Here is a 23,364-nt window from a genome sequence, read left to right as displayed (position 1 = left end):
CCGTTCTCCGTTCAGTTCGTCCGGTCTCCGACGGCTCGCACGACCAGCGTCAGATCCATCTCCGAATCCTCGGTCGTCACGCCCACGTCGAACGCGACCGCGAGGACGTGCGTCTCGCCCGCGCGCTCCTGGACGACGACGCCCTGTCGGGCCTCGCAGTCGCCGAACTGTCGGTCGGTGTCGGGGCCGCCTGGACAGTTGGCCTGCCGCCACGCGCTCGCCGCGGTCTGGTTGTAACCCACCTGATAGACGGTGCCGGACTCGACTCGCGAGGACCGGAGCGCCTCTAATCTAGGCCGCATGTCGGCGCGAACTGCGGACACGGCCGCAGTCCGCTCGTCCCACGCGAAGTCGCCGGTTGTCTCTATGAGAGACTGCTTACACCAACCCATTGGAACTTCCCGTTCCGTCCAGCCATGATTACGCTATAATCCGCGACAGTAAGCTGATAAAGGTCGCTCTCAGATTTTGTTTGTCTCACATGCTCAGCTGATTGGAATCCGTCGTTGACCTTTCGGTTGTAGATTTGCCAGATGCCTCTCCGACGCGTATACCGTGGTTTGATTCCGAGCTCAAGACAGAGCCGCAATAGATCATCCGCCAATCGACTACTCGCCGTGTAGTACGTCTGGCGTTCATTTCCATCTCCAGCTATCAATACGTCCAAGAGTAGTTGTTGTTGCTCCTGTGGAAGGTTCCAAACGAAATTCGGTAGGTGTTTGTTTTTACTTCCCGCTCCACAGAGGTCTTCGAGTAACCGACCGAACACTTTTGACCCAAACGCGAATCGTCGGTCATTACTGTGAACCTCTAATCCCATTCGGTCGAACAGTGACGCAATCGATTGACGATGAGGTTCCGTCTCCTGTGCCAATTTCACCTGCGCGGTATCACTACTAGTCGACCAATAGATGCTTCCTTCAGTGATGTACCACCCAAGGAATTCAATGAAGTCGTCTCCGCTAAATTGGTATGGACGACGATGGTGATTAGGCCCAGTCCGAATCGTAACCTTGTCTGCTTCAGCTTCGATGGCCGCCTGGAACTGCTTGAATGTGTGAGCGTCGAAATGATGGCCCGTATGCCCATTGTTCCGGACTGGCTCGCATCCGGCCGGAAGTGCTGCACGAAACGTATGGCCATGTACGTCGGCCGACGCACAGACTTCATAACCATCTATATAATCAGTAATATCGACTAATTTGAGACGTCTCCCGGGAAGCGTCTGCCAGCTATTGATGAACTTGTAGTATCTACGCTCAGCTAAGTCACTCGCACGCTGGAACCGTATTTTGTGATTGGCCTCCGTCCGAAACGGTATCCGATGGTCTGTAGCCACATGAATGTCTGCACGCCGCGTCTCGATTGTGACGACTTTACCATCGTTCGGGATTGCCTTGATCGCTGTAACAGGCTTCTGTTTAATGACTCGAGAAGTCGGGTTGAGGGCGTAGACCTGATTTCCGACAGAAAGATTCGTGACGCCGACTGGGCCTTCGGTAGTCATGACCTTTGTGCCGGGTGTAAATCCCCCGTTCGACAGCTTGACTCTACTTCGCTCCGATAATGGCCTAATTTCACGATTTGGTTCTTCTCCGTCCTGAACTGCTTCGTTCTTTGATTTCATTCGGGGCACCCATGTCCCCGTATATAAAACAAACCGTGTCGGAGAAGCAGGTGAAATCACGGCTTCGCCGTCAACTGTTCTTATCCTGGTTGTTGTAGCATGTCGAGATGTGCTCAATAAATACCCAGCCCTGAGAGGGACATGACGTCCAGGGACACGAGACTACCGCGTCCATCCTAACTCAGTGTTCTTCCACACAGTCCTACAGAATTACGGGGGGAGGGGTTAGCCAATTCTACACCCCTATCTAACTACGTATTCTACGTCCCGTTACAGCTACAGACGACAGGACGGCAGTTAACAAAGCAGTTGATTCCCGGGAGATGTGCTGTGCTGTAGGGTGTAGAGTGCTGTTTTCGTATTCTATTTCCGGTGGACTCCTGACGGTTCTGGCTAACTATCTCATTGCTTGGTTTGACGATAGAGGACGGTTCTATGTCCTGGTTTGGTCTTCGGTTGAGGTGCTGTTTTCATCCGTAGGGCTCCCTACTTGCGTTGGTGTTGCCTCGAGAAAGCGGATTTGACGGTACATCTCGGGTTTTACGGTCGAATTCGGTCGTTTCACTCGTTAGAGGACATGAGGTGTGAGGATCTGATTTGAACTCTAGAATCGGGTCGAGAAGACCTCTATCTCAGGTGTACAACGAAACTGGCGTTGTAGCTCGACAACACAGTATCTGACTTGTAGTTTGTGGAAACGAGCGAATATACGAGTACACCTGTTTTTACCCGTCAAATCGGGGTTTTACGCTGTGGAGATTCAACTACTTGGAGTTCCTATTTTGTTGTTTGACGCTCTCTCCTCGTTGTTTTCTGAATAGTGGGGTTTGCCCCTGTGGACAAGCGAGAGCCAACATAGACGAGAAATCCTACACCTGTCCACGAGAACCGTTCTTTCGGATTGTTTAGTGGGTGTAGGTGAAGCGAGCGCTCGCTAGCACGTCTATCGTGGTCGCTAAACTGTCGAGACCAATGAAGAGACGTTGTAAATTGGTTCTCGCGAAGAGCTATTTGAGCAATAACGTGTCTGTATACGCGTTGAAATCGACATCTAGTACCATCAAGTGCCGCGGTTACATCTGTGATGGTACTCTCCCGCCGAACACTCTGAATAACCATCCCATCAACTTTGAAATTACAACGTGCCCGAGTGCCTCCGATATTCCTGCATCGTTTCTTGAATACGACCAGTGGGTGTGCTGGCGCGAACAGACTCGTGGAGATAAACCGACGAAGAACCCGGTCAATCCTTGTACCGGCCGGTTTGCATCTGCAACCGACGACGAGACGTGAGGAAGTTTTGAGACAGCACGCGAGTATGCAGTCGACGGGTCAGCTGAAGGATTAGGGTTTGTCTTCTGTGATGAAGACCCATTCGTTGGTGTCGACCTTGATGATGCGCGTGACGCCGATACTGGAACCCCGGCTGACTGGGCCGCAGATATCATCAACAATCTCGACTCCTACACCGAAATCAGTCCATCTGGGACTGGGTATCACGTTCTCATCGAAGGCGAACTGCCTCCCGGTCGAAATCGACGGGGTGACGTCGAACTCTATGAGACTGCTCGATTCTTTACTGTCACCGCAAACCACGTCGAAACGACTCGTGCTGAGATAGTCGAACGTACAGAGGCTCTGGCTGGGGTGTACGCGGATCACGTCGCCGAGGAAGAGACTCTTACCGAGGAGGAACGTACGAAACCAGACCCAGAGGCCCGTGACCCTGATACTAATGAACAGAATGACTCTGAGGACTCCTCATTAGCGGATGAATCGCTGTCGGACGAGGAGTTGCTCTCTCGGGCACGAGCAGCGTCGAACAGCGCGAAGTTCGAGCAACTCTGACGTGGTGATACCCACGGGTATGACAGCCAATCTGAGGCCGATATGGCGTTTGTGTGCCTGCTCGCATTCTGGACCGGTGGCGATAGGACAGGCAGATGGATCGGTTATTCAGACGGTCGGGTCTCTTGCGTGAGAAGTGGGACGCCGTCCACTACGCTGACGGGAGTACGTACGGCGAGAAGACGATTAAACGTGCGTGTTCCGTGACGACCGAATACTACACACCGAGCGATGGGCGGGGCCAGAAACCATCTGGAGCTGAAGGCGATTCGACCGTGGATTCGCCATTCACTGTATCGCCGAGTGTCGACGTTGACTCTGCTACAGATGGGAACACAGTTTATGAGCGTGAGCAGGCACGCATCGAAACGATAGGGTCACTCGAATGTCGCCTCCGTGAACTCGAAGCTGAGAATGAACGACTTCGAGACAAACGTGCAAAACGGAAAGCACTCGAAGACAATACCTCACAGGAGTCTTCGCCTACAGGAATCATCCACCGACTTAAACAGATTCTATCTGGATAATAGAGACGGTTGAGAATCTCGGAGATGGATGTATACAGAACATCTCTAATCACATTCTTTCTTCAGATCTTTCAACACGCGACTCATTCTCCATCGCGATAAGTTGGTTATAGGTTTGTGCGACGGTGGCGAGGAAGAAGACGCCGAGAAACGCAGATCCAAGTTGTGCAATCAAAAATCCGAGAATATCGGGGAGAAAGACCACTGGGATTCCGAAACCGATGCTGACTAACAACGCGATAATTACGATGACGATGCCCAGTCCGAATAATCGTAGACGATGGCCGCGAGTCAACCGCCAACTGTTCTGGAACCCCTCAATGAAGTTCTGATCCTCTACGGCAACATAGATCTCCCAGAAGAATAGGCTCACGAGGAGGAATAAGCCTGGAACAACGAGAAAGATGAATCCGATAGTGATGGTGATTCCGAAGATTATGCCTCCGATGATGAGGTTTAGCCCCGCCCACAAGAGGTTGTGTCTGAAGTGCTCTTCGGGTAGCTGCTCTGTTTCTTCACTTACAAATGTACGTAGTGCACCAATTGTAACGACTATAGAGATGATTCCAAGAAGGAACGATAGGAGGCTAGTGACCACCGGTGAGAGACCCAACGATGGTGCGTAGGGCTGCATCCCGTCCGCAGGAACAGGCCCCATACCCGGCCTACCTACTGGGTCCGGAAGCGTAGTCGGTTGAGCCGGAGCGGGCGAGAACAATCCATCGAGAAGAGAAATCAGATAGAAAATACCGATGAAGAGTAATCCGTTTCGTGCTACAGTCCGTTCGTATCCATCACTCACAACGCCTCCAATATCAATTGGCATCTGTGTCTCCCCAGAACTACGCCAACTACGAAAAAGATGGTACCCGATGAAAAGAGCTCAATAAATAGAACCTTAATTTTGTAGACGGCTATTATGAACTCTCGTACCGGTTCGGACCTGTTATTTGTATACCAGAGCTGGTTATCCTCCAAAGTGGTCTTCTGCAATAGCTTTCAGTGAGTCGTGCTCTTGGAACCTGTATGGTAGCGTTACGGTATCTGTTTGTGCACCCATCGATCGGCCAGTTACCTGGTTATCATTAACAAAAATCTCGGCAGATGCTTGCTGAAGTATCCCGATTTCCGCGCTGAAGCGTATTTCCATCCCTCAATAATTAGCATCTTATCACGTTGTGGATTTCTCTGTACCATTCCGACCATACCCGACAAGATTGACATACAATCGCCTAACTCTTGATATTCACCCCTAATTTAATCGGCTCGCCCCGCTCACCACGTGCCGCCCTTCGCGTCGCTCGCGACTGACCATTCCGGGCATGCGACGCAAAGCGCCGTTCCGGGCTAAAATGAATGTGCCTTCGACGCCAGCACCAAGCTCGCTCTCGGTTGCGTCTCGCTTCGCTTGACGGACGCGAAACCGGCTTGTGTGCTGGGCGCTCGCTCCGGGCGGGTCGGCGCGCGGTGCTGGATGAATCGCCTCCGATGTGGCTCTCGCTCGCGCCCAGCAAGCTGGGCGAAGGCGCGAGCGAGAGCGTAAACGTCGGAAGAGTAGGTCTGAGAGAAGGCCACGGCTGGAGAGTCATGGTGTCGGAAGAAGACGCCGAGTGAGCGCCTTCGATGGTACCAAGGTAAGATACCAATGTCAAGTAAGAACGCTCGTAGCAAGGTTGTTTCGGTCGATGAACGGGCATACGAACAAGTGGACGAGCAGGAGGTTGAGGCGGAGTTCGAGGTCGTCGATGAAACGCCGGAGTTCCGGGCGACGGTGCAGATGGAGATTCAGGCGAAGGTGGATATGAACCACCCAGACGGGGTCGTTGAGACGAGTGATGAACGAATCGAGGGCGTGACCCTCGAACAGGAAGAGCGCATCAGGGCGCGGGAAGCCGAACTGGAGTACATCAGTGCAAAAGCCAAGCTCGGAACACAAGATGGCCGGGCGAAACGGACGCGAATCAGTGCGGCAGCAGGGAGCACGAAACGTCGGAAGGAGTTCCAGAAGCGAGCGGCGAGCGTGGACCCACTGGCGGACCCCGATCGGCCGGATCCCCGTGAAGAGTTGACTCAAGCTGAACTGGCGAACGTGAACAAGCAGACGAAGAGATTAGACGAGAAGTTAGAGGGCTGGTCGAAGGCGGCGATTAGTCGGCGATTGGCCGAGCGGATGGTCGAAGGAGCGGACATCATGAGTGCGGTCGTCGGTGTGTACGAGGAATTGCGGACGGCTTCTGGGCACGTGATTCCGATTGCAGAGGTGGATGAGGTGAACCGGAAAGAAGTGAGCATTGAGGGTTATATTGAGACCCTTTGGGAATCAAGATCGCCAGCGATTCAGCAAGTCGGGCTAATTGCAGATGAGAGTGGTCGGACGAAAGTGACAGTCTGGCAGACGTCAAATCAACCGTGGATGAAGGAAGGCGAACGTGTGCAGATTCGCGGAGCGGCCCGGAACTGGTACAATGGGCGTGTCTCATTAGCTGTGACCGGCTGGTCATCTATCTTCTTCCCCGAGCGCGGTCGGTGGTGGGAATAGCGCACGACGCGGAAACTTTCTTTTTGATACCGTCCACCCAACGCCCGCCGCCCCACCCACCGCTCCGTGCTCGCTCGGTGAGACTCATACGTTTGTCTCACTCGCTCTCGTTCGCAATGCTCACGAGAACGTCGCTGCGCGCGCAGCCACGACCTTCTGGACGAGGACAGGGAAGACTCCCGAGAATCGTGTTCAGAACTTGTGAGCGTCCGTCAGGAGGAAGAAAACCAGCCAACCAATCGTCAAACCTTCATGACTGTCTAAGCAATAAGACTATCACGATTGTGGGCGTCCGCATTGGCAAGCGATGGACGAGAACGAATTTGATGAGCTTGTTTCGTCATTGACACCGTATGAATCCGCAGATACGGTTACCACCTACCGCAATACGGTCAGTATTTCGTGTCCCGCCTGCGGGGAACCGTTTGACGATTTAGTCGTCTGTGAGGGATCTTATGATAGCCTTGAGTTGAGCAAGGTCCTCGACCTCTGTGTGACGACCGTGGACGATGAGGTACTTCTCTTCACTCATCAGCACTAATCCACCTCATAACTCTTCTACTTCGATTCAGGACTCATCTGCCTTATCCTAGGGCCAGTTGTAACACCGTTGTTGACGACTACCACCGGTCTTTGGACCTGATGTCTCTGGCCTGACCGCCGATTAAAATCATAATCGAGTGGTAGGTTTTCATGCGCCAGCAAGGAATGCTGGCGCGAGTCGAATTCTCGAGAGTAAGTCGAAGGTGGCGAAGAGCTGCGTCGGCGTGGTGAGTCTCATGCACCAGATAATCTACGCTCTTGTTGAAGCATCGACTCAGGAAGAAGCATTGGCAAAAGCGAAAACGTCGTTCAGTCGTCTCGTCGGCGTTGGACCAGAGGCAGGTGGTGTTTTCGATTACTACGTGACCTTCGACGATGACACTTCGATGGTCGCAGGGAAAGCTCGCTGGGGTGAGTTACCTGTCGTGGCATTACTCGAATCCCAAGAGGGTGCAGAACTCCTGAAGCGAGGGTGGAACGCGACGAAGGAGGAATTCAAGGAGAACCTGGAGCAAGTACAGGAGGCTGCCGAGGAATTCAGTATCGAGGAGTTCATGCACGACAAAAATCTCGCCCGGCACGCCTGCCACTGTCTTGGTGCGTATTCTGGACCGTCAATCTACCTTTACGACGAGTTCGGTGATGGCATTCGCAATCGAGAACACCTCGATCACGTGCTAAATAAGGAAGGGACACTCTGGATCATTTCCGCAGACGTTCACTACTGAATTGACGAGACACCCGGTGCGGCGGCCGCGAACGCGGTCGAGGAAGTGCGGTCGGCCCAGCGAACCGTCGCCGAGAAGCACTCGTCGGTGCGGTCGGCCGCAGTCGAGGCGAACTTCGGGGCCGTGCTGTCGCTCACCGGCGACAGTACGCTCGCGATTCCGAAAGGTAACGACCTAGAGACGCACCTCGGACTCCAGAACGTCGGAACGGAGCCGGCAACGTCGATTCGATGTTCGGCGCAGGGACAGCAGTCGCTCTCGGTGACCCCGAGCCGAATCGAATCGCTTGCAGACGGGGAACGGGAACGACTGACGGTCGCTGGAACGCCCGAACGGGACGGTGCCGTCGTCGTGTCCGCCGCGACCAACGACCGGTCGGTCGAGGAGACGGTCGCCATCTCCGTCGTCTCGAAGGCGGAGTACATCGCTCGCGCCCGGCAGTCCATCGACAGACTACGGTCGTTTGTCGCCGAAGAACTCGACGAGACTGGCAGCGGAGGTCGCGGTCAGAAGGGCAGCGACGGGCGCGACGCTGGCGGCCTATCGGCGAAACTCGACGCAGCCGTCGAGAAGTTGGACGATGCCCGGGAACACCTCGAAAGCGACCGACCCGAACCAGCGAACGGGAACCTCAGAGCAGCACAGCGGCAACTGGGGGCATTCATCAATTCGGTTCAGGCCAGACGCGGCAAGTCGGCCGACGAGAAGTCTGCGACGCTGCTGACGACGAACGCAACGTAGACCATCGACACGCTCGAAGACGCGGTTGATGCCGAAATCTGACGTGACGCGGGCGACCGGAGAGAGCGAGTCGTCGCGAACACTCACGCTCACGTTTTCGGATCAGACGGCGGGGCAGCATCTCGTCGGCGTCGTCGGTATCGCACTCTGGTGTTCCTGCTACGCGGGCTACCTCGCGACAGTCGGGAGTACGAGCGACACGGTCTGGTCGTCGATGACCGCCACTGTGGTCCACTCGCGCGCAACAGCCGCAACGATAGCGACCCTCGTTTGCGGGTGTTACTTTGGCGTCCTCGTCGTGAAGGGCGTCGGCGGGCCAGTCCTGAATCTTCTCTACGCCGGCACGACGGTCCTGATCCTTCCGAGGATACTCCATCGCCTCGTCGGACGCGTGCCCGAGGGCTACTTCACCGCCGTGAGTCCGGTCAGCCGCTTCGCGTTCCGGGGTGTCGCGGTCGACATCGTCCTGCCGGGCATGGTCGCGGTTCTTCTCATCCCTATCGTCTGGTTCGCGCTGGTCTGTAGAGACGACGCCGAGAGGCACGAGTGGGTGCGTCGGAACATTCCCCGAGTTCCTCCCCGACGACGACCGGTAGGGAACTCGATCGGCGGGACTCACTCCTCGACCGCCGACCTCGCCACGCCACCGAGTGCTCCAGCGACCGCGTTGGGAAAACTGCCGGATACGACGACCAGAGCCGCCAGCAGGACGCCGACGACACCGACGCCGAGCAGGTCGGCGACGACGGTCGTAGGGAACCCTCCGACAACGGCACCGAGTGCGACGAGACAGGTCAGCCCCAAGATACCGCTCAACCCGCCGTGCCACGCGCTACCGCGAACCGAGCGGTCACAGAGATACCCTGCCGTGGCCGACCCGACGAAGATTCCCGCACCGGTCGGCTCTTGGGTCACCAGGAAGTACCCGACGTCGAGGCCCAACGTCACGGCCGCACCGAGGAGGACGGCCCGCCAGTCTGTACTCCTCGGTAGGTCGTCTCCACGATGGAGACCGGGCACTATAAATCAGGCGGTAGATTGAGAAAGAATGGGGGGCGAGGTACCCGAAACTCCGTGTTTCTCTGACGACGGAACCGGAATCCCTCGACGGCAATGTTCTGACCACGACCGTCCGGCGAAGTCTTGGTCGCCCGTGGAAAACTATTCGCTCGGAAATACTACATCGGCAGCGACGCGAGTGACGTCGAAGACCTCGACCTCGTGGTCGAATCGGCGTCCGTGAGAAAGCGCGCCGTTTCGGCCGGTGGAAGAAGCACCAGCCGGCCACGGAAAAATCTCGCGGGAGAATCTCGGAAAACTGAGGGGAACTTTGAGGCAAGACGCGTTGAAGTGAGGCCATGGCCGCTATTCAGACGAAAGGCCTGACGAAGCGTTTCGGCAGCGTGGTCGCAGTCGAGGACCTGGACCTCGTGGTCGAGGAGGGCGAGGTGTTCGGCTACCTCGGGCCGAACGGCGCGGGCAAGTCCACGACCATCAACGTCCTGCTCGACTACCTCCGACCGACCGAGGGGTCCGCGACGGTCCTCGGCTACGACGCCCAGGACGAGACCCAGCAGATTCACCGCCGAATCGGCATCCTGCCGGAGGGCTTCGACCTCTACGACCGACTCACCGGGCGCAAACACGTCGAGTTCGCGGTGGACTCGAAGGAGTCCGACGACGACCCGGACCGGGTTCTGGACCGGGTGGGGTTGGGTCCGGAGGCGGCCGACCGGAAGGCCGGTGGCTACTCGACCGGGATGGCCCAACGCCTCGCGTTGGGGATGGCGCTGGTGGGCGACCCCGACCTCCTGATTCTGGACGAACCGTCGTCGGGACTGGACCCCAACGGCGCGCGTCAGATGCGCGAACTCGTCCGCGAGGAGGCCGACCGCGGCACGACCGTCTTCTTCTCCAGCCATATCTTGGGGCAGGTCGAAGCCGTCTGTGACCGCGTGGGTATCATGAGCGACGGCCGACTCGTCGCCGAGGACACCATCTCCGGCCTCCGGGAGTCGGTCGGCACCAGTTCGACGCTCGAACTCACGGTGGACCGCGTGCCCGACGACCTCCGGTTCGACGACGTTCCGGCCGTCTCGGAGGTGACGGTGGACGGCAGCGTCCTCCGTGTCGCGGTCAGCGACCCGAGCGTCAAGTCCGAGGTGATAAACCGGGTGGAAGCGCAGGGTGCGACCGTCACCGACATCTCCACCACGCAGGCCTCCCTGGAGGACCTCTTCGCGGCCTACACCACCGAGGGGGTGACGGCGTGAGTTGGCTCGTCGTCGCGCGCAAGGACTTCGCGGACGCGGTTCGCTCGCGGATGCTCTGGGCCATCACCGCGGTCTTCCTGCTGTTCACCGTCGGGGCGGTCTACGTCCGGAAGGCCGTCCTCGCCGACGCGCCCGGTCTGCCCGACGCCACGCAGTTCCTGACGGCCCCGTCGGGTCTCATCATCCCCCTGACCGCGCTCGTCGTGGCCTACCTCGCCATCGCGGGCGAACGCGAGTCCGGCAGCATCAAGATTCTGCTCGGCCTGCCCCACACCCGCGGCGACGTGGTGTTCGGCAAGTTGGTCGGCCGAACCGCGGTCGTGACGGCGGGCATCCTCGTCGCGTTCGCGGGCGCGGCAGTGACCCTGCTCGTGCTGTTCGGCGAACTCGCGGTCGCGGACTTCCTCGTCCTGACGCTGATAACCGTCCTCTTCGGTCTCACGTTCGTCGGTATCGCTATCGGAGCGTCGTCGCTGGCGGCCACGCGCTCGCGGGCGATGGCGCTGGCCATCGGCACGTTCTTCCTCTTTCAGGTCCTCTGGGACTTCGTTCCCCTCGGTGTCTACTACCTCGTGGAGGGCGCGCTTCCCAATCCGACGACCCGACTTCCGGCGTGGTACTACTTCCTACAGGTTCTCAACCCGAAGAACGCCTACACGCAGGCCTCGGACATCGCGTTCTCCGGGGCCGGTCCCATAGTCTCGGCCGAGGCGCTGGCCGGGTCGTCGGTCCCGTTCTACGTCCAGAACTGGTTCGGACTCGTGATTCTGGCGATTTGGCTAGCCGTGCCGGTGGCGCTCGGATACTGGTGGTTCCGGCGGGCCGACATCACCTGAGTCTCTCTGCCTCTCGCGGTTCCTCCCCGAGCGCCGCGTCCTTCCGCAAGCACCAACTATTACGCCCTGTAGCGAAATCCCATACCCATGAACCACCGTCACACGGACCACCACGAAGGAGGCACTCGGCCGTGACCGACGAAATCCGAGTCGGCGCGGACGTGGGCGGCACCTTCACCGACGTCGTACTCCTGACCGAGGAGGACGAACTCGTCACCGCGAAGGTCCCGACCACCGACGACCAGAGCGAGGCCGTCCTCGAAGGCGTCCGGAAGGCCTGCGAGAAGGCCGACCTCCGACCCCGCGACGTCGACGCCTTCTCGCACGCGATGACGGTTACGACGAACGCCCTCCTCGAAGAGTCGGGGGCCAGAACTGCGCTCGTCACGACCGAGGGGTTCCGCGACGTGCTGGAGATCGGCCGACAGGACAGGCCCGCGCTCTACGACCTGAACGCCGAGAAGCCCGACCCCCTCGTCCCCCGCAGGCGGCGATTCGAGGTCGCGGAGCGCGCCACGCCCGAGGGCGTCGAGCGCGCCCCCGACGAGGCGGCGGTCCGTGACCTCGCGGACGAAATCCGCGAAACCGACACCGAGAGCGTCGCGATTGCCCTGCTCCACGCGTACGCCGACCCCGCCAACGAGCAGGCGGTCGCCGAAATCCTCCGCGAGGAACTCGACGCGTCGGTCTCGGCGTCCCACGAGGTTCTCGCCGCCTTCCGGGAGTACGAGCGAACCGCAACGACCGTCGTGGACGCCTACGTGACGCCGAAGATAGACGCCTACCTCGGTCGACTGGTCGAACGCGCCGTAGAGGCCGAAATTCCACCTCCGCTGGTCATGCAGTCGAACGGGGGCATCGCCGACGCCGAGACGGTCCGGGACCACGCCGTCACGACCTGTCTCTCCGGTCCAGCTGCGGGGGTCGTCGGGGCACACGCTACGGCGGAGGGGGCTACCGATACCGCGGGAGTCGTCACCTTCGACATGGGCGGAACCTCCAGCGACGTGAGTCTCGTCAGGGAGGGCGACGTCGAGCGCACGACCGAGGCCGAAATCGGTGGGCGGCCCGTGGGCGTCCCGATGGTGGACGTGACGACCGTCGGCGCTGGCGGCGGAAGCATCGCGTGGGTGGACTCGGGCGGCGCGCTTCGCGTGGGGCCGGAGTCGGCGGGCGCGAACCCCGGCCCGGCGTGCTACGGCCGCGGCGGGGAGCGACCGACCGTCACCGACGCCACTCTCGCTCTCGGCTATCTTGACGGCGACACCGCCCTCGGCGGTGAACTCTCGCTGGACACTGACGCCGCGCACGACGCGCTCGCCGACCTCGCCGACGAGGCGGACTTGGCGGGTCCCGTCGAGGCCGCCCGCGGGGTCTACCGGGTGGCGAACGCCAACACGACGCGGGCTGTCCGAGCGGTCACGGTCGAGCGCGGTCACGACCCTCGCAACTTCGCGTTGGCAGCGTTCGGCGGCGCGGGACCGATGCACGCCGCCGCGCTGGCCGAGCGCCTCGACGTGGGTCGGGTCGTCGTCCCGCGGGCCTGCGGGGTCCTCTCGGCGTTCGGCCTGCTCGCGGCCGACGAGAGTCGGGACGCGGTTCGGACCTACCGCACGTCGCTCGACGCGGCCGATTCGGCGGAAATCGAGGGTGTCCTCGCGGAGTTGGCCGACGAGGTGCGGGCCGACCTGCGCGACCCCGAGGCCGCCGCAATCGCGCGGCAGGCCGACCTCCGGTACTCGGGACAGAGCTTCGAGTTGCCCGTCGAGGTGGGCGAGTCGTTCGACCCCGAGACGGTCGCCGAACGGTTCCACGACGCCCACGAGACCGCCTCCGGCTATCGGATGGACGAGGCGGTCGAACTCGTCGGCCTCCGAGCGCGTGCGACCGTGGCGCGCGAGACGCCCGCAGTCGCGTACGAGAGCGCGGGCGAGGCCCGGGTCGGCGAACGCGAGGCCAACTTCGGCGGGGAGTTCCGCGAAGTCGCGGTCAACCGCCGGGAGGCGCTCGCCGCAGGCCGGGAGGTTTCCGGCCCGGCCATCTGCGAGCAGGCCGACAGCACCGTGGTCGTCCCGCCGGAGTGGCGGGCGGGGGTGCGCGAGGACGGGACGCTGGTGCTGGAACGGGAGGGAGACTCGTGACGGCGCTGGACCCCGTGGAACTCGAAATCCTCCGGAACCAACTGGAGAGCGTGGCCGAGGAGATGGGTCAGGTCCTGATTCGCGGCGCGTACTCGCCCAACATCAAGGAACGTCAGGACTGCTCGACCGCGCTGTTCGATTCGTCGGGTCGGATGGTCGCGCAGGCCGAACACATCCCGGTCCACCTCGGTGCGATGCCGGAGGCGGTGGCGGCCGTGCTGGATTCGGACCCGCGGCCGGGCGACACCTTCGTCGTCAACGACCCCTTCGCGGGCGGCACTCACCTGCCGGACGTGACGCTCGTGTCGGCACTCGCGCCGGAGGAGAGTGAGGGAAAAATCGTCGGCTACGCCGTCTCGCGCGCCCACCACGCCGACGTGGGCGGAATGACGCCGGGGAGCATGCCCGCGGGTGCGCGAGAGATTTACCAGGAGGGCTTGCGCCTCCCGCCGGTTCGCCTCGTCTCGGGCGGCGAGGTCGTCGAGGACGTGCGCGACCTCCTGTTGGCGAACGTCCGGACGCCCGACGAGCGCCGCGCCGACCTCCGTGCCCAACTGGCGGCCAACGACCGGGCGGAGGAGCGACTCGGCGAACTGCTGGCCGACCACGGCGACCGACTGCTGGCGGCGTTCGACGCCGTCATCGACTACTCGCGCGAACGAGTCGAGACCGAACTCGCCGACCTGCCGGACGGTCGGTACTCGGCGACCGACTTCGTCGAAGGCGACGGGGTAGAGGACGACGACGTACCAATCGAGGCAACGGTCGAAATCGACGGTTCGTCGCTCGCGGTCGATTTCGCGGGCACGGCCGAGCAGGTACCGGGCAACCTCAACGCGCCTCTCGCGGTCGCCAAGAGCGCGGTCTACTTCGTGGTCCGGTGCGTGACCGACCCCGAAATCCCCCCGAACCACGGGTGCTACGCGCCGGTGTCGGTCCGCGCGCCCGAGGGGAGTCTGCTGAATCCGACGCCGCCCGCCGCGGTCGTCGGTGGCAACGTCGAGACTAGCCAGCGCGTGACCGACGTGGTGTTCCGGGCGCTGGCCGAGGCGGTGCCCGACCGCGTGCCTGCGGAGGGACAGGGTACCATGAACAACCTCATCATCGGCAGTCGCTCGGGCGAGTTCACGTACTACGAGACCATCGGCGGCGGGTCCGGCGCGCGGCCGACCAGGGACGGCATGGACGGCGTGCAGGTCGGGATGACCAACACGCTGAACACGCCGGTCGAAGCCCTCGAAGCCGAGTATCCGCTCCGGGTCGAACGCTACGCGCTCCGACCGAACAGCGGCGGCGAAGGCCGCCACCGCGGCGGTCTCGGACTGGAGCGCACGGTCACGGTCGAGGCCGACGCGACGGTCTCGCTGCTCACCGAGCGCCGACGCCACGCGCCGAAAGGTCTCGACGGCGGGCGATCGGGCGCGCTCGGCGAGAACCGCATCGACGGCGAGCGCGTCGGCGCGAAGACCACCGTGGAGGTTCCGGCCGGAACGACCGTGACGGTGCTGACGCCCGGCGGTGGCGGCCACGGCGACCCGCACGAACGGGACGCCGCTGCCCGCGATCGTGACCTGAAGGACGGGAAAACGACCGACGAGGAGTGAGCCGAGACAAAGGTACTTATTCTCTAAAAATCGAAATATCGATATCAAGTATAGGGATTGAAGTGTTAGAGAATTATTTTTATTTTCCACGTCCGGCGCGAGCTGGCGCGGCGCTCACCAGCGCCGCGCCAAGGCGTGCGAGGTCTTCAGGAGCGGAGTGACTGAGGGTTCGTCAGCGTGTGGCTCTACCGGTGGACGACCGAGCGAAGCGAAGGAGGATGCTGGGGAGGTACGAGGCCCGCGGTCGCTGTGCAGTGCGGGGCCGTGCTGTGCAGTGCAGGGCCGTGCTTTGCGGTTACGGTACTCCTTCACTCAAGAATTTGATAGCTTCTCTCCGGACTCCCTGCTGTTCGCGGTCGCGGTGCGGTCTGATTGGCTCACGGAGTCGCTAGCTTCCCGGTTCTTCCCCGACCGCGTTCCGCGATAGCGACCCGAATCGCTGGCTTCCGTGCAAAATGGACACCGCTTTTTCCCGACGATGCGAAGCGAGCGACCGGAGCTCCGAACCGTTTTCCGGCTCCAAATCGACGGAAAGAAACGCCACGTCCCGCAGACGAGGCAGAACCTCTAAGTTATCAATCCCGCTACCTACTTCCGTGGACCGTGATACCGTACGCCCCGTCGCGCTCGCGCTGTTGGCAGTCGTCGCCATCGGATTCGCCGCCGCGACGCTGAACTCGGCCGTCCTGACCGAGTCCTCCGGCGGGTTCGGCGTCGGGCCGCCGAGTTCGGAGGCGGGCGCACAGAACGGCAGTCAGCCCGATTTCGGATTCGGTAACCAGTCGTCCGGCCCCGTCTCCGGTGCGGTGAACCTGCCGTGCTACCCCGTCCTCGACGAGTGGTGGGCTATCGCGCTCGTCCTCGGCGCGTTCTCGCTCGGCGGCTACCTCGCCTACCGTCGCCTCGGCGGTCTCGGCGTCGTCGCGTACGTCGGCCCGGTGGGAATCCCGTTGCTGTTCGCCCACGCCCTCCTGACGGTCTGTAGCCAACCCATGCCGAACGCCAAGTCCTCGCTGTTCGAGGCGGGCAACATCTCGGTCGTGCCCGAGGGCGGGAGCGGCGCGCCCGGCGGTGCCACCGGGACGAGTTTCACCGACCCCTCGTTCCTCCTGATGGCCGGTCTCGCGGTCGCGCTTCTGGCCGCGGTCGCCCTCCTGTTCGTCTCCTCCAGCGGCGACGACCCCGACGAAACCGAGTCGTTCGCGGAACCCGACGGCACCGAGGACGTGCGGGCGGTCGGCCGGGCCGCGGGCGAGGCCGCCGACCGCATCGAGACCACCACCGACGTGGACAACGAGGTGTTCCGTGCGTGGCGCGAGATGACCGACCACCTCGACGTCGCCAACCCCGCCTCCAGCACGCCCGCGGAGTTCGCCGGGGCCGCAGTCGAGGCGGGCATCGACCGCGACGACGTGGCCGAACTCACCTCGCTGTTCGAGGAGGTCCGATACGGCGGCGAGTCGCCGACCGAAGACCGCGAACGGCGGGCCGTCGAGGCCCTCCGGCGCATCGAGCGCGAGTACGCCGGTCGGCGACCGAACGCCGACGCCGGAGGTGACGCCGAATGACCGACGGCAACGACCACCCAATTTTGACCGTCGTCGGTCTGGCCGCGGTCGCGCTCGGCCTGCTGATGGCGTTCCGACCCGGCCTGGCGGCCGCAGTCGGCACCGGCTACGCCGCGGTGACGGTCGTCGGCCTGCTCGCGCTGGTGCAGGGAATCAGGGTCGCCCGCTCGCGGCAGACGTCCGAGTTGCGGGCCGCCACGACGCCCGACGTGGAGACGGTCGAGACGGTGCCGACTCCCGGCGAGGCGTTCGACCGGACCGTCGCCGAACTCCGGTCGGGGCCGCGCCGGGTCCTCGTCCGCGAGCGGGCCGACCTCCGGGAGACGCTCGAAGAGGCGGCGTTCACCGCGGTCGCCGACCGGGAGAACTGCTCGCGCGAGCAGGCCCGCGAACTCGTCGCGGCCGGAACGTGGACCGACGACGCTCACGCGGCGTCGTTCCTCGGCGGTCCCGACGCGCCGACGCCGCCCATCTTCGACCGGTTGAAACTCGCGGCCAGCAGCGAGTCGCCCTACCAGTACCGGATTCGCCGGGCCGCCGACGCCGTCGCTCGGACGGCGGGAGTCGAACCGGACGACGCCGAGAAATCCAACGTGGATACGACCGCCGGAACCGCCGACGACGAGACCGCCGGAAGTTTCGACGGCGAGACCGCCGGAAATCCTGACGACGCCGGAACCCCCGGCGATACCCGCAAGGAGGCCGAAGCGTGAAGTCGATTCGCCAGACCAACCGATGGCGCGGCGTCAGCGCGGTCGCCCTGCTGGCGGGGTCGCTCGGCGTCCTGTTCAGTCGGCCGCTGGTCCTGCTGTCGGGCGTCGTCGGAGTCGCGTTCGCGGCCTACGCCCGGACTGCGGGCACCCCCGACCCCGACCTCGTCGTGTCCCGGACCGTCAGCGACGACGAACCCCTGCCCGGCGACGAGGTGCAGGTGCGACTCACCGTCGAGAACGTCGGCGACTCGACGCTGGCCGACGTCCGACTCGTGGACGGCGTGCCCGACGCCCTCCCCGTGACCGACGGGTCGGCACGCCTCGGGACCGCGCTCCGACCGGGCAAGACGGCCCACCTCTCGTACACCGTCGAGGCCGAGCGCGGCGACCACGAGTTCGACCCCGTAATCGCCATCGTCCGGGACTTCAGCGGCGCGATCGAGGTCGAGACGGAGGTCGAGTGCGAGACGACCCTCCAGTGCGTGCCGAAACTCGGAACGACCGTGGACGTGCCCCTCCGCGCCCAGACCACCCAGTACACCGGCCGGGTCACGACCGACGTGGGCGGGTCGGGCGTCGAGTTCCACGCGACCCGGGAGTATCGACCGGGCGACCCGCTCTCGCGGGTGGACTGGAACCGCCTCGCGCGCACGGGGGAACTCACTACCGTCGAGTTCCGCGAGGAACGGGCCGCGAGCGTGGTCGTCCTCGTGGACACCCGCGAGAAGGCGTACCTGTCACGCGGCGACGAGGAGCGCAACGCGGTCCAGTACGGCGTGGACGCCGCGGGCAAGATACTCACGAAACTCCTCGACAGCGGCGACCGCGTTGGACTGGCCTCGCTCGGTCCCGAGACCTGCTGGCTCGCGCCGGGTGCGGGCCACGACCACCAGGCGCGGGCACGGGACCTGCTGGCGACCCATCCCGCGTTCGCGCCGGTCCCGTCCGGAGGCATGTTCTACCCGACGACCCGGCTGAAACAGCTTCGCAAGCGACTCCCGGCCTCCTCGCAGGTCGTGTTCGTCACGCCGGTCTGCGACGACTTCGGCCCGGAAGTCGCCCGCCGGTTGGACGCCGAGGACCACCTCGTGACCGTCGTCAGCCCCGACCCCACGGCGACCGACACCGCGGGCCAGCGGTTCGCTCGGACCCAGCGCAAGCACCGCATCTCGGAACTCCGTCAGAGCGGGATCCACGTCGTGGACTGGGACACCGACCAGACGCTCGGGGTCGCGCTCGCTCGGATGGCCCGCGTCGGAGGTGGGTTCGCGTGACCCGCGAAATCGACCGGTCGCCCGCCCGCCTGTCGTCGGCGCTCGCGGTGACTGCGGCCGCACTCGCGGCGGGAACGAGCGCGCTCACGGCGACCCTCACCCTCACGGTCGGTGCGGCGGGTTTCCTCGTGGTCACGTTCGGGGTCGTCCGTGGCTCTCGGCGCGCGGTCACGCTCGGCGCAGTGGCCCTGCTGGTCGGCGCGCTGGTCGGTGGTCTGCTCTCGGGTGCCCCGTACCTGCTCCTGCCGGGCGTCATCGCCACGGTGCTGGCGTGGGACTTCGGCGAGCAGGCCATCAACGTCGGCGAGCAGTTGGGCCGCGGGGCCGACACGACCCAACTGGAGGCGACCCACGCCGCCGGGAGTACGGTGGTCGCGGTGGGCGCTGGCGGTCTCGGCTACGGCATCTTTCTGGCGTCGTCGGGCGGCCAGCCAGTGACCGCGCTGGTGTTCCTCCTGCTTGCCGCGGTCGTCCTCACGTCGGCGCTCCGGAACTGACCTCGGCTTCTCTCGTTCGGTGCTGATTCGCCGACCGGTCGCGCTCGGTGAAAATTCCAACCCGGCGCGCGCTGGCGACCTCCACCCACTTGGCGCGTGCTGACGCGGCGCGCGCAGAACTGCGCGCGCCGCGTCAACCGCGCGAGGGACGAGCATCGCAGGCCCGTGGCCGAGAAGCGCAGGCGGCTGGGGAGGCGTGAGGCCGTCGCGGTGCGGTGCCGTGCGGTCGCGGTAGACTCCGTGGCTCGAGGAGTAGCTAGCTACCCCGAAATCACCCTCCGTTCGTCGTACGGACCTAAAAAACGACAGTTCGGAAGCGTTCGATGTTACGACGACGCGAGGAAGAAGATGAGCATGCTGACCGCCATCGCGGCCATGACAACGGTCGCGGCCAGCGCCGCGCCCATCGAGATGACCGCGTTGGCGTGACTCGCCAGCGTCTCGGTCCGGTCGTTGCCGAACACCGTCACCTCGGCGCGCTCGGTGGCCATGCCCGCCTCGACCGGTTCGAGGTCGGCGGTCGCCTCGCCGACGAGACGTTCCACGACCGCGACGAGTTCGTCGCCGTCGATAGCTTCGCCGACCTGATTCGAGGCTTCGACCTGATTGACGACGTGGGTGTCGGTGGTCATCACCTCGGCCTCGTCGGCGGCCGGAACCCCGGCGTCTGCGGTCGAATTTCCGGAGCCAGTTGCGCCGCCCGACTCCTCGCCCGTGAGTCGTCTCACGAGGCGGTCCCGCAGGCCGGGTTCCATGTTGTTGCCGTCCACGAGGACGTAGACCGTGCGGTGGTCACCGACTTCCAGGACCGACACCCGGACTCCGAGCGGGCCGATTCCGTCGAGGGGTTCCCACTCTGTCTCGTCCCACGCGACGCCCATCCTGACCGGGGCCTGCTCGGCCGTGGCGAGGCGGTCGCCCGCCTCGCCCGCGGCCTGCATCATCTCGAACGAGCGCTCGCTCCCGGGGTAGACGTGGCCGAGGTCCGGGCCTTCGAGTCCGTTGTTGCAGTTGTGGGCGTCCACGAGCATCACGTCCTCGACGCCCGCCGACCGGGCCTCAGCGGCGGCCGAGAGACCGACCGCGTACTCCACGTCGTCGGCGAAGTTCGGTGAGTAGGTGGCCACCAGCAGGGCGTCGTCGCCGAACGCCTGCCCGACCACCTTGGCCTCGCCCTCTCGGACCCGGACGGCACGGGTTGCGGTGTCGTGATACTCGATCTCCTCGAAGGCTTCGTCGGCGGTCTCGATCAGCGTATCGACCTCGCGCTCGGTGACGAGGTTGAAGTCGTGGCCCGCGGTGGCGTGCGGCGGGAAGGCGACGCCCTCGGCCGACTGGGCCACGCGCTTGGGGAGGTTTCCGCCGCCGATTTCGCCCATCGGTCCGGGATGAATCATCGGCAGGACGAACCGGGCTTTCTCGCTGCCGTCGTCCGGGCGGCGGAACGCGAGGACCGTCACGGGCACGACGGCCTGCTCGCCGATGTCCTCGAAGAAACTCTCGAGTTCGTTCGTCCCCTCGGCGATGTGGCCGATGAATCCCCGGATGAAGTCGAGGACGCTCACGCCGAGACTTCGCTTCCACGGCCGGTCGATGAACTGGACGAACGCCCAGACCGCGAAGCCGTAGACGAGACATATCACTCCGAGCAGGGCGAAGTCCACGGGGACGATGACGCCGAGTTCGGGCGGTGCCTCGTCGGCCCGCATGAACACGACGTCGACGAGCGGGCCACCGCCGACGTAGAGATACTTCATCGTCCCGCTGTAGATGAAAAAGAGCAGGGCGGCCGTGCCGGTCTGGAGGCTGGCGGGGATGGCCGCGACCAGCACCGACTTGCCCGAAACCGCCATCACGACCAGCAGGCGGAGCGCGAACACAGACGCGAGGCCGACGATGAGCGAGTCGAAGACGAACTGCTGGCCGAGGTGTCGAGTGAGGGTCGCGATCGCCCCTGCGGCCGCCATGATGACGACGATAATCGCCTCGCAGGTCAGCGCCAGCAACGACGACCGGTTGTAGGTCAACTGACCGCCGAGTCGTCTGTCGACCGGCGTCGTCAGGAGACTGGCCGCGACAGTCGGGACGCCGATGAAGAACACCCCCTGCCACGCGTCCTCTAGCACGAACTGTGAGTCGAACGCGCCGACGCCGGCGATGGCGGCGATGAGGAGCGCGAACGTCACGCTGGCGTACCATCGCGGCGCGCGAAAGATGTAGCGCGACAGACTGGCGAGGTCGCCCTGCGTCGCTGTCATACTCGGGAGTTTCGTCGCCGAAGGATAAAAGGTACTACTCCTCACTTACTGCACGAAAATTCTGACAGAAGACTACTCGGGGTTCGCGTCGGCGTTCGGGTCGAAGGCCTCCTCGACGACGAACTGCGTGACCTCGACGTCTTCGACGCCGCCGTCGAGGACGTCCGGGAGGGCGTCCGTCCACGTTCGGTAGTGGTCGGTCCGCTGGTGGGCTTCGAGCGCCGCTTCGTCCTCGTACTGCTCGAAGAACCGGACCACGTTCGGTTCCTGTACGTCGGTCGTGGCCGCGTAGTCGAGTACCCCGTCCTCCGCTCGCGTCTCGTCGGCGAGCGTTGCGACGCGCTCGAGGGCCTCCTCGCGGCGTTCCGGTCGAACGGGGACGCTCGCGTGAACGACTATCACGCCTGTTCGCAGACGGCTCGGAAGTTCTCGAACACTTCCTCGCCCTCCTCGGTGTGGGCCACCTCGGGGTGCCACTGGACGCCGTAGAGGTCGCGCTCGGGGTCGGCCATCGCCTCGACGCCGCACACGTCGCTGGTCGCGGTGCGCTCGAACCCCTCGGGGACCGCCTTCACCTCGTCGGCGTGGCTGGCCCAGACGCGGGTCTCGGGTGCGAGCGACCCGACGAGTGGGTCGTCGGCGTCGAGAATGTCGACGGTGACGTCGGCGTAGCCGCCGTACTCGCCCTCGCCGACCTCGCCGTCGAGGATGTGAGCGATGGCCTGCATGCCGAGACAGATGCCCAGCACGGGCACGTCGAGTTCGAGGTAGTCGGCGCAGTTGCCGATGTCGTCCATGCTCGGACCGCCCGAGAGGACGAGTCCGTCGGCGTCGATATCTTCCGGTGGCGTCGCGTTGTCGACGATTTCTGTGTCGACGCCCATGTCGCGGAGCGCCCGATGTTCGAGGTGCGTGAACTGCCCGTGGTTGTCAACCACGACGATACGAGTCATTGGCGAATCGTAGTCAGTTGGCCTACTAAAGGAGTTCGAAGACGAGAGGTAGCCCGGCCGACAACCGAACCTCGTCGCGTTGGCGAGTTCGATTCGGACCGAAATCACTCCCCGAGCGATTCGGGGTCGAACCGGTCGTTCCGACCTCCCCACTCCTCGCGGTCGTTCTCGGCGCGCGTGTCGAGATACACCTCCAGTCCGTTCCCGTCGGGGTCGTCGAAGTACAGCGCTTTGCTAATGGCGTGGTCCACGGGTGCGACCTCGACCCCGCGCTCGCGGAGTCGCAGGTGCGTCTCGCGGAGGGCGTCAGCGTCCTCGACTTCGAAGGCGGCGTGGTACATACCGACGCCGGGGCCGGGACCGGGCGCGTCGGGGCCGACGCCCTGTAAGGCGACGTCGTGGTGCTTGTCGCCCCACGAGAGGAAAGCGTAATCACCGGCCCGTTCGGTCACGTCGAGTCCCAGCACGTCGCGGTAGAACGCCACTGCTCGGTCCACGTCCCGGACCTTGAGGTGGACGTGGCCGAGTTCGGTCGCTTGGTCCATGTCAGTGTGATTGGGGCGCGAGGACGAAATACCCGAGGGAGTCGTTCGTCGGTCGGGGTCGTGGACGCGCTCGGTGATACGTTTCCGCGTCTGGGTGGACTGAACGCGACCGGGCGGGGCTTTCCAAAACGAAGTTCCCCCGACTCCGG

20 protein-coding genes and 1 pseudogene are annotated in these 23,364 nt (G+C 63.3%); 13 read left to right on the top strand and 8 right to left on the bottom strand.

What is annotated here, in order from left to right:
- Nucleotides 1–11: 11 nt before the first annotated feature.
- Both E2484_RS03065 and E2484_RS03060 read right to left on the bottom strand, forming a co-directional pair.
- Nucleotides 12–392 (bottom strand): DUF7261 family protein, encoded by a 381-nt coding sequence (locus E2484_RS03065; RefSeq protein WP_449272297.1) that lies wholly within the window; start codon nt 390–392, stop codon nt 12–14.
- Nucleotides 365–1,627, bottom strand: a complete 1,263-nt coding sequence (locus tag E2484_RS03060) for a hypothetical protein (RefSeq protein WP_137283747.1) — start codon at nt 1,625–1,627, stop codon at nt 365–367. The genes E2484_RS03065 and E2484_RS03060 overlap by 28 nt, the downstream gene beginning before the upstream one ends.
- A gap of 1,134 nt (nt 1,628–2,761) precedes the next feature.
- Here E2484_RS03060 and E2484_RS26250 point away from each other — a divergent pair.
- Nucleotides 2,762–4,002: pseudogene (locus E2484_RS26250) on the top strand (phage NrS-1 polymerase family protein).
- 49 nt (nt 4,003–4,051) lie between these two features.
- On the opposite strand, the gene E2484_RS03050 reads toward E2484_RS26250, so the two are convergent.
- Entirely contained in the window at nt 4,052–4,828 is a 777-nt protein-coding gene (locus E2484_RS03050) for a hypothetical protein (RefSeq protein ID WP_137283746.1), read from the bottom strand.
- A gap of 819 nt (nt 4,829–5,647) precedes the next feature.
- Between E2484_RS03050 and E2484_RS03045 the strand changes: the two genes are divergently transcribed.
- The 4 genes from E2484_RS03045 to E2484_RS03030 all read left to right on the top strand — a co-directional run bounded on the left by E2484_RS03045 (nt 5,648) and on the right by E2484_RS03030 (nt 8,553).
- Complete coding sequence (locus E2484_RS03045) at nt 5,648–6,541, top strand: DNA-binding protein (RefSeq protein WP_137283745.1); 894 nt, start codon at nt 5,648–5,650, stop codon at nt 6,539–6,541.
- A gap of 307 nt (nt 6,542–6,848) precedes the next feature.
- Nucleotides 6,849–7,082 carry a DUF7385 family protein gene (locus tag E2484_RS25915; RefSeq protein WP_137283744.1) on the top strand — a complete coding sequence of 78 codons (234 nt, stop codon included), beginning with the start codon at nt 6,849–6,851 and terminating at the stop codon, nt 7,080–7,082.
- Between the two features lie 238 nt (nt 7,083–7,320).
- Nucleotides 7,321–7,812: a hypothetical protein gene (locus E2484_RS03035; RefSeq protein WP_137283743.1), complete on the top strand. Its 492-nt coding sequence runs from the start codon at nt 7,321–7,323 to the stop codon at nt 7,810–7,812.
- Nucleotides 7,813–7,857: 45 nt separating this feature from the next.
- Entirely contained in the window at nt 7,858–8,553 is a 696-nt protein-coding gene (locus E2484_RS03030) for a hypothetical protein (protein ID WP_137283742.1), read from the top strand.
- A 615-nt stretch (nt 8,554–9,168) separates the two neighbouring features.
- On the opposite strand, the gene E2484_RS03025 is transcribed toward E2484_RS03030, so the two are convergent.
- Nucleotides 9,169–9,573, bottom strand: a complete 405-nt coding sequence (locus E2484_RS03025) for a DUF5518 domain-containing protein (protein ID WP_137283741.1) — start codon at nt 9,571–9,573, stop codon at nt 9,169–9,171.
- Nucleotides 9,574–9,911: 338 nt separating this feature from the next.
- Here E2484_RS03025 and E2484_RS03020 point away from each other — a divergent pair, with 338 nt between their 5' ends.
- The 8 genes from E2484_RS03020 (at nt 9,912) to E2484_RS02985 (ending at nt 19,459) form a co-directional block, all read left to right on the top strand.
- Entirely contained in the window at nt 9,912–10,826 is a 915-nt protein-coding gene (locus E2484_RS03020; protein WP_137283740.1) for an ABC transporter ATP-binding protein, read from the top strand.
- Nucleotides 10,823–11,662: an ABC transporter permease gene (locus tag E2484_RS03015; RefSeq protein ID WP_137283739.1), complete on the top strand. Its 840-nt coding sequence runs from the start codon at nt 10,823–10,825 to the stop codon at nt 11,660–11,662. Before E2484_RS03020 ends, E2484_RS03015 begins: the two co-directional genes overlap by 4 nt.
- A 131-nt stretch (nt 11,663–11,793) precedes the next feature.
- Nucleotides 11,794–13,803 carry a hydantoinase/oxoprolinase family protein gene (locus tag E2484_RS03010; protein ID WP_137283738.1) on the top strand — a complete coding sequence of 670 codons (2,010 nt, stop codon included), beginning with the start codon at nt 11,794–11,796 and terminating at the stop codon, nt 13,801–13,803.
- Nucleotides 13,800–15,407 (top strand): hydantoinase B/oxoprolinase family protein, encoded by a 1,608-nt coding sequence (locus E2484_RS03005; protein ID WP_137283737.1) that lies wholly within the window; start codon nt 13,800–13,802, stop codon nt 15,405–15,407. The genes E2484_RS03010 and E2484_RS03005 overlap by 4 nt, the downstream gene beginning before the upstream one ends.
- 596 nt (nt 15,408–16,003) lie before the next feature.
- Complete coding sequence (locus E2484_RS03000; protein WP_137283736.1) at nt 16,004–16,975, top strand: DUF4129 domain-containing protein; 972 nt, start codon at nt 16,004–16,006, stop codon at nt 16,973–16,975.
- Entirely contained in the window at nt 16,972–17,688 is a 717-nt protein-coding gene (locus E2484_RS02995) for a DUF7269 family protein (RefSeq protein WP_137283735.1), read from the top strand. The genes E2484_RS03000 and E2484_RS02995 overlap by 4 nt, the downstream gene beginning before the upstream one ends.
- A complete protein-coding gene (locus tag E2484_RS02990) occupies nt 17,685–18,962 on the top strand; it encodes a DUF58 domain-containing protein (RefSeq protein WP_137283734.1) in 1,278 nt (425 codons plus the stop codon). The genes E2484_RS02995 and E2484_RS02990 overlap by 4 nt, the downstream gene beginning before the upstream one ends.
- On the top strand, nt 18,959–19,459 hold the full coding sequence (locus E2484_RS02985) for a DUF7519 family protein (protein WP_137283733.1): 501 nt from the start codon (nt 18,959–18,961) through the stop codon (nt 19,457–19,459). Before E2484_RS02990 ends, E2484_RS02985 begins: the two co-directional genes overlap by 4 nt.
- Nucleotides 19,460–19,785: 326 nt before the next feature.
- Here E2484_RS02985 and E2484_RS02980 read toward each other — a convergent pair whose 3' ends face one another.
- The 4 genes from E2484_RS02980 to E2484_RS02965 all read right to left on the bottom strand — a co-directional run bounded on the left by E2484_RS02980 (nt 19,786) and on the right by E2484_RS02965 (nt 23,215).
- A complete protein-coding gene (locus E2484_RS02980) occupies nt 19,786–21,717 on the bottom strand; it encodes a DUF2070 family protein (protein WP_137283732.1) in 1,932 nt (643 codons plus the stop codon).
- A gap of 72 nt (nt 21,718–21,789) precedes the next feature.
- Entirely contained in the window at nt 21,790–22,119 is a 330-nt protein-coding gene (locus tag E2484_RS02975) for a putative quinol monooxygenase (protein WP_137283731.1), read from the bottom strand.
- Nucleotides 22,116–22,670 (bottom strand): GMP synthase subunit A, encoded by a 555-nt coding sequence (locus tag E2484_RS02970; RefSeq protein ID WP_137283730.1) that lies wholly within the window; start codon nt 22,668–22,670, stop codon nt 22,116–22,118. The genes E2484_RS02975 and E2484_RS02970 overlap by 4 nt, the downstream gene beginning before the upstream one ends.
- A 104-nt stretch (nt 22,671–22,774) precedes the next feature.
- Nucleotides 22,775–23,215: a VOC family protein gene (locus E2484_RS02965; RefSeq protein WP_137283729.1), complete on the bottom strand. Its 441-nt coding sequence runs from the start codon at nt 23,213–23,215 to the stop codon at nt 22,775–22,777.
- Between the last annotated feature and the right edge of the window lie 149 nt (nt 23,216–23,364).

This window comes from Halorussus salinisoli (assembly GCA_005239435.1).
In the GTDB taxonomy this organism is placed as follows: domain Archaea; phylum Halobacteriota; class Halobacteria; order Halobacteriales; family Haladaptataceae; genus Halorussus; species Halorussus salinisoli.
The sequence above is the reverse complement of the archived record's forward strand: the minus strand, read 5'-3'. Positions and strand labels throughout refer to the sequence as shown.

Bases quoted from the DNA above. Each gene is read 5' to 3' on its own strand.
- E2484_RS03065 (WP_449272297.1), bottom strand. From the start codon at position 392: ATGGGTTGGTGTAAGCAGTCTCTCATAGAGACAACCGGCGACTTCGCG.
- E2484_RS03060 (WP_137283747.1), bottom strand. From the start codon at position 1,627: ATGAAATCAAAGAACGAAGCAGTTCAGGACGGAGAAGAACCAAATCGT.
- E2484_RS03050 (WP_137283746.1), bottom strand. From the start codon at position 4,828: ATGCCAATTGATATTGGAGGCGTTGTGAGTGATGGATACGAACGGACT.
- E2484_RS03045 (WP_137283745.1), top strand. From the start codon at position 5,648: ATGTCAAGTAAGAACGCTCGTAGCAAGGTTGTTTCGGTCGATGAACGG.
- E2484_RS25915 (WP_137283744.1), top strand. From the start codon at position 6,849: ATGGACGAGAACGAATTTGATGAGCTTGTTTCGTCATTGACACCGTAT.
- E2484_RS03035 (WP_137283743.1), top strand. From the start codon at position 7,321: ATGCACCAGATAATCTACGCTCTTGTTGAAGCATCGACTCAGGAAGAA.
- E2484_RS03020 (WP_137283740.1), top strand. From the start codon at position 9,912: ATGGCCGCTATTCAGACGAAAGGCCTGACGAAGCGTTTCGGCAGCGTG.
- E2484_RS02995 (WP_137283735.1), top strand. From the start codon at position 16,972: ATGACCGACGGCAACGACCACCCAATTTTGACCGTCGTCGGTCTGGCC.
- E2484_RS02980 (WP_137283732.1), bottom strand. From the start codon at position 21,717: ATGACAGCGACGCAGGGCGACCTCGCCAGTCTGTCGCGCTACATCTTT.
- E2484_RS02970 (WP_137283730.1), bottom strand. From the start codon at position 22,670: ATGACTCGTATCGTCGTGGTTGACAACCACGGGCAGTTCACGCACCTC.
- E2484_RS02965 (WP_137283729.1), bottom strand. From the start codon at position 23,215: ATGGACCAAGCGACCGAACTCGGCCACGTCCACCTCAAGGTCCGGGAC.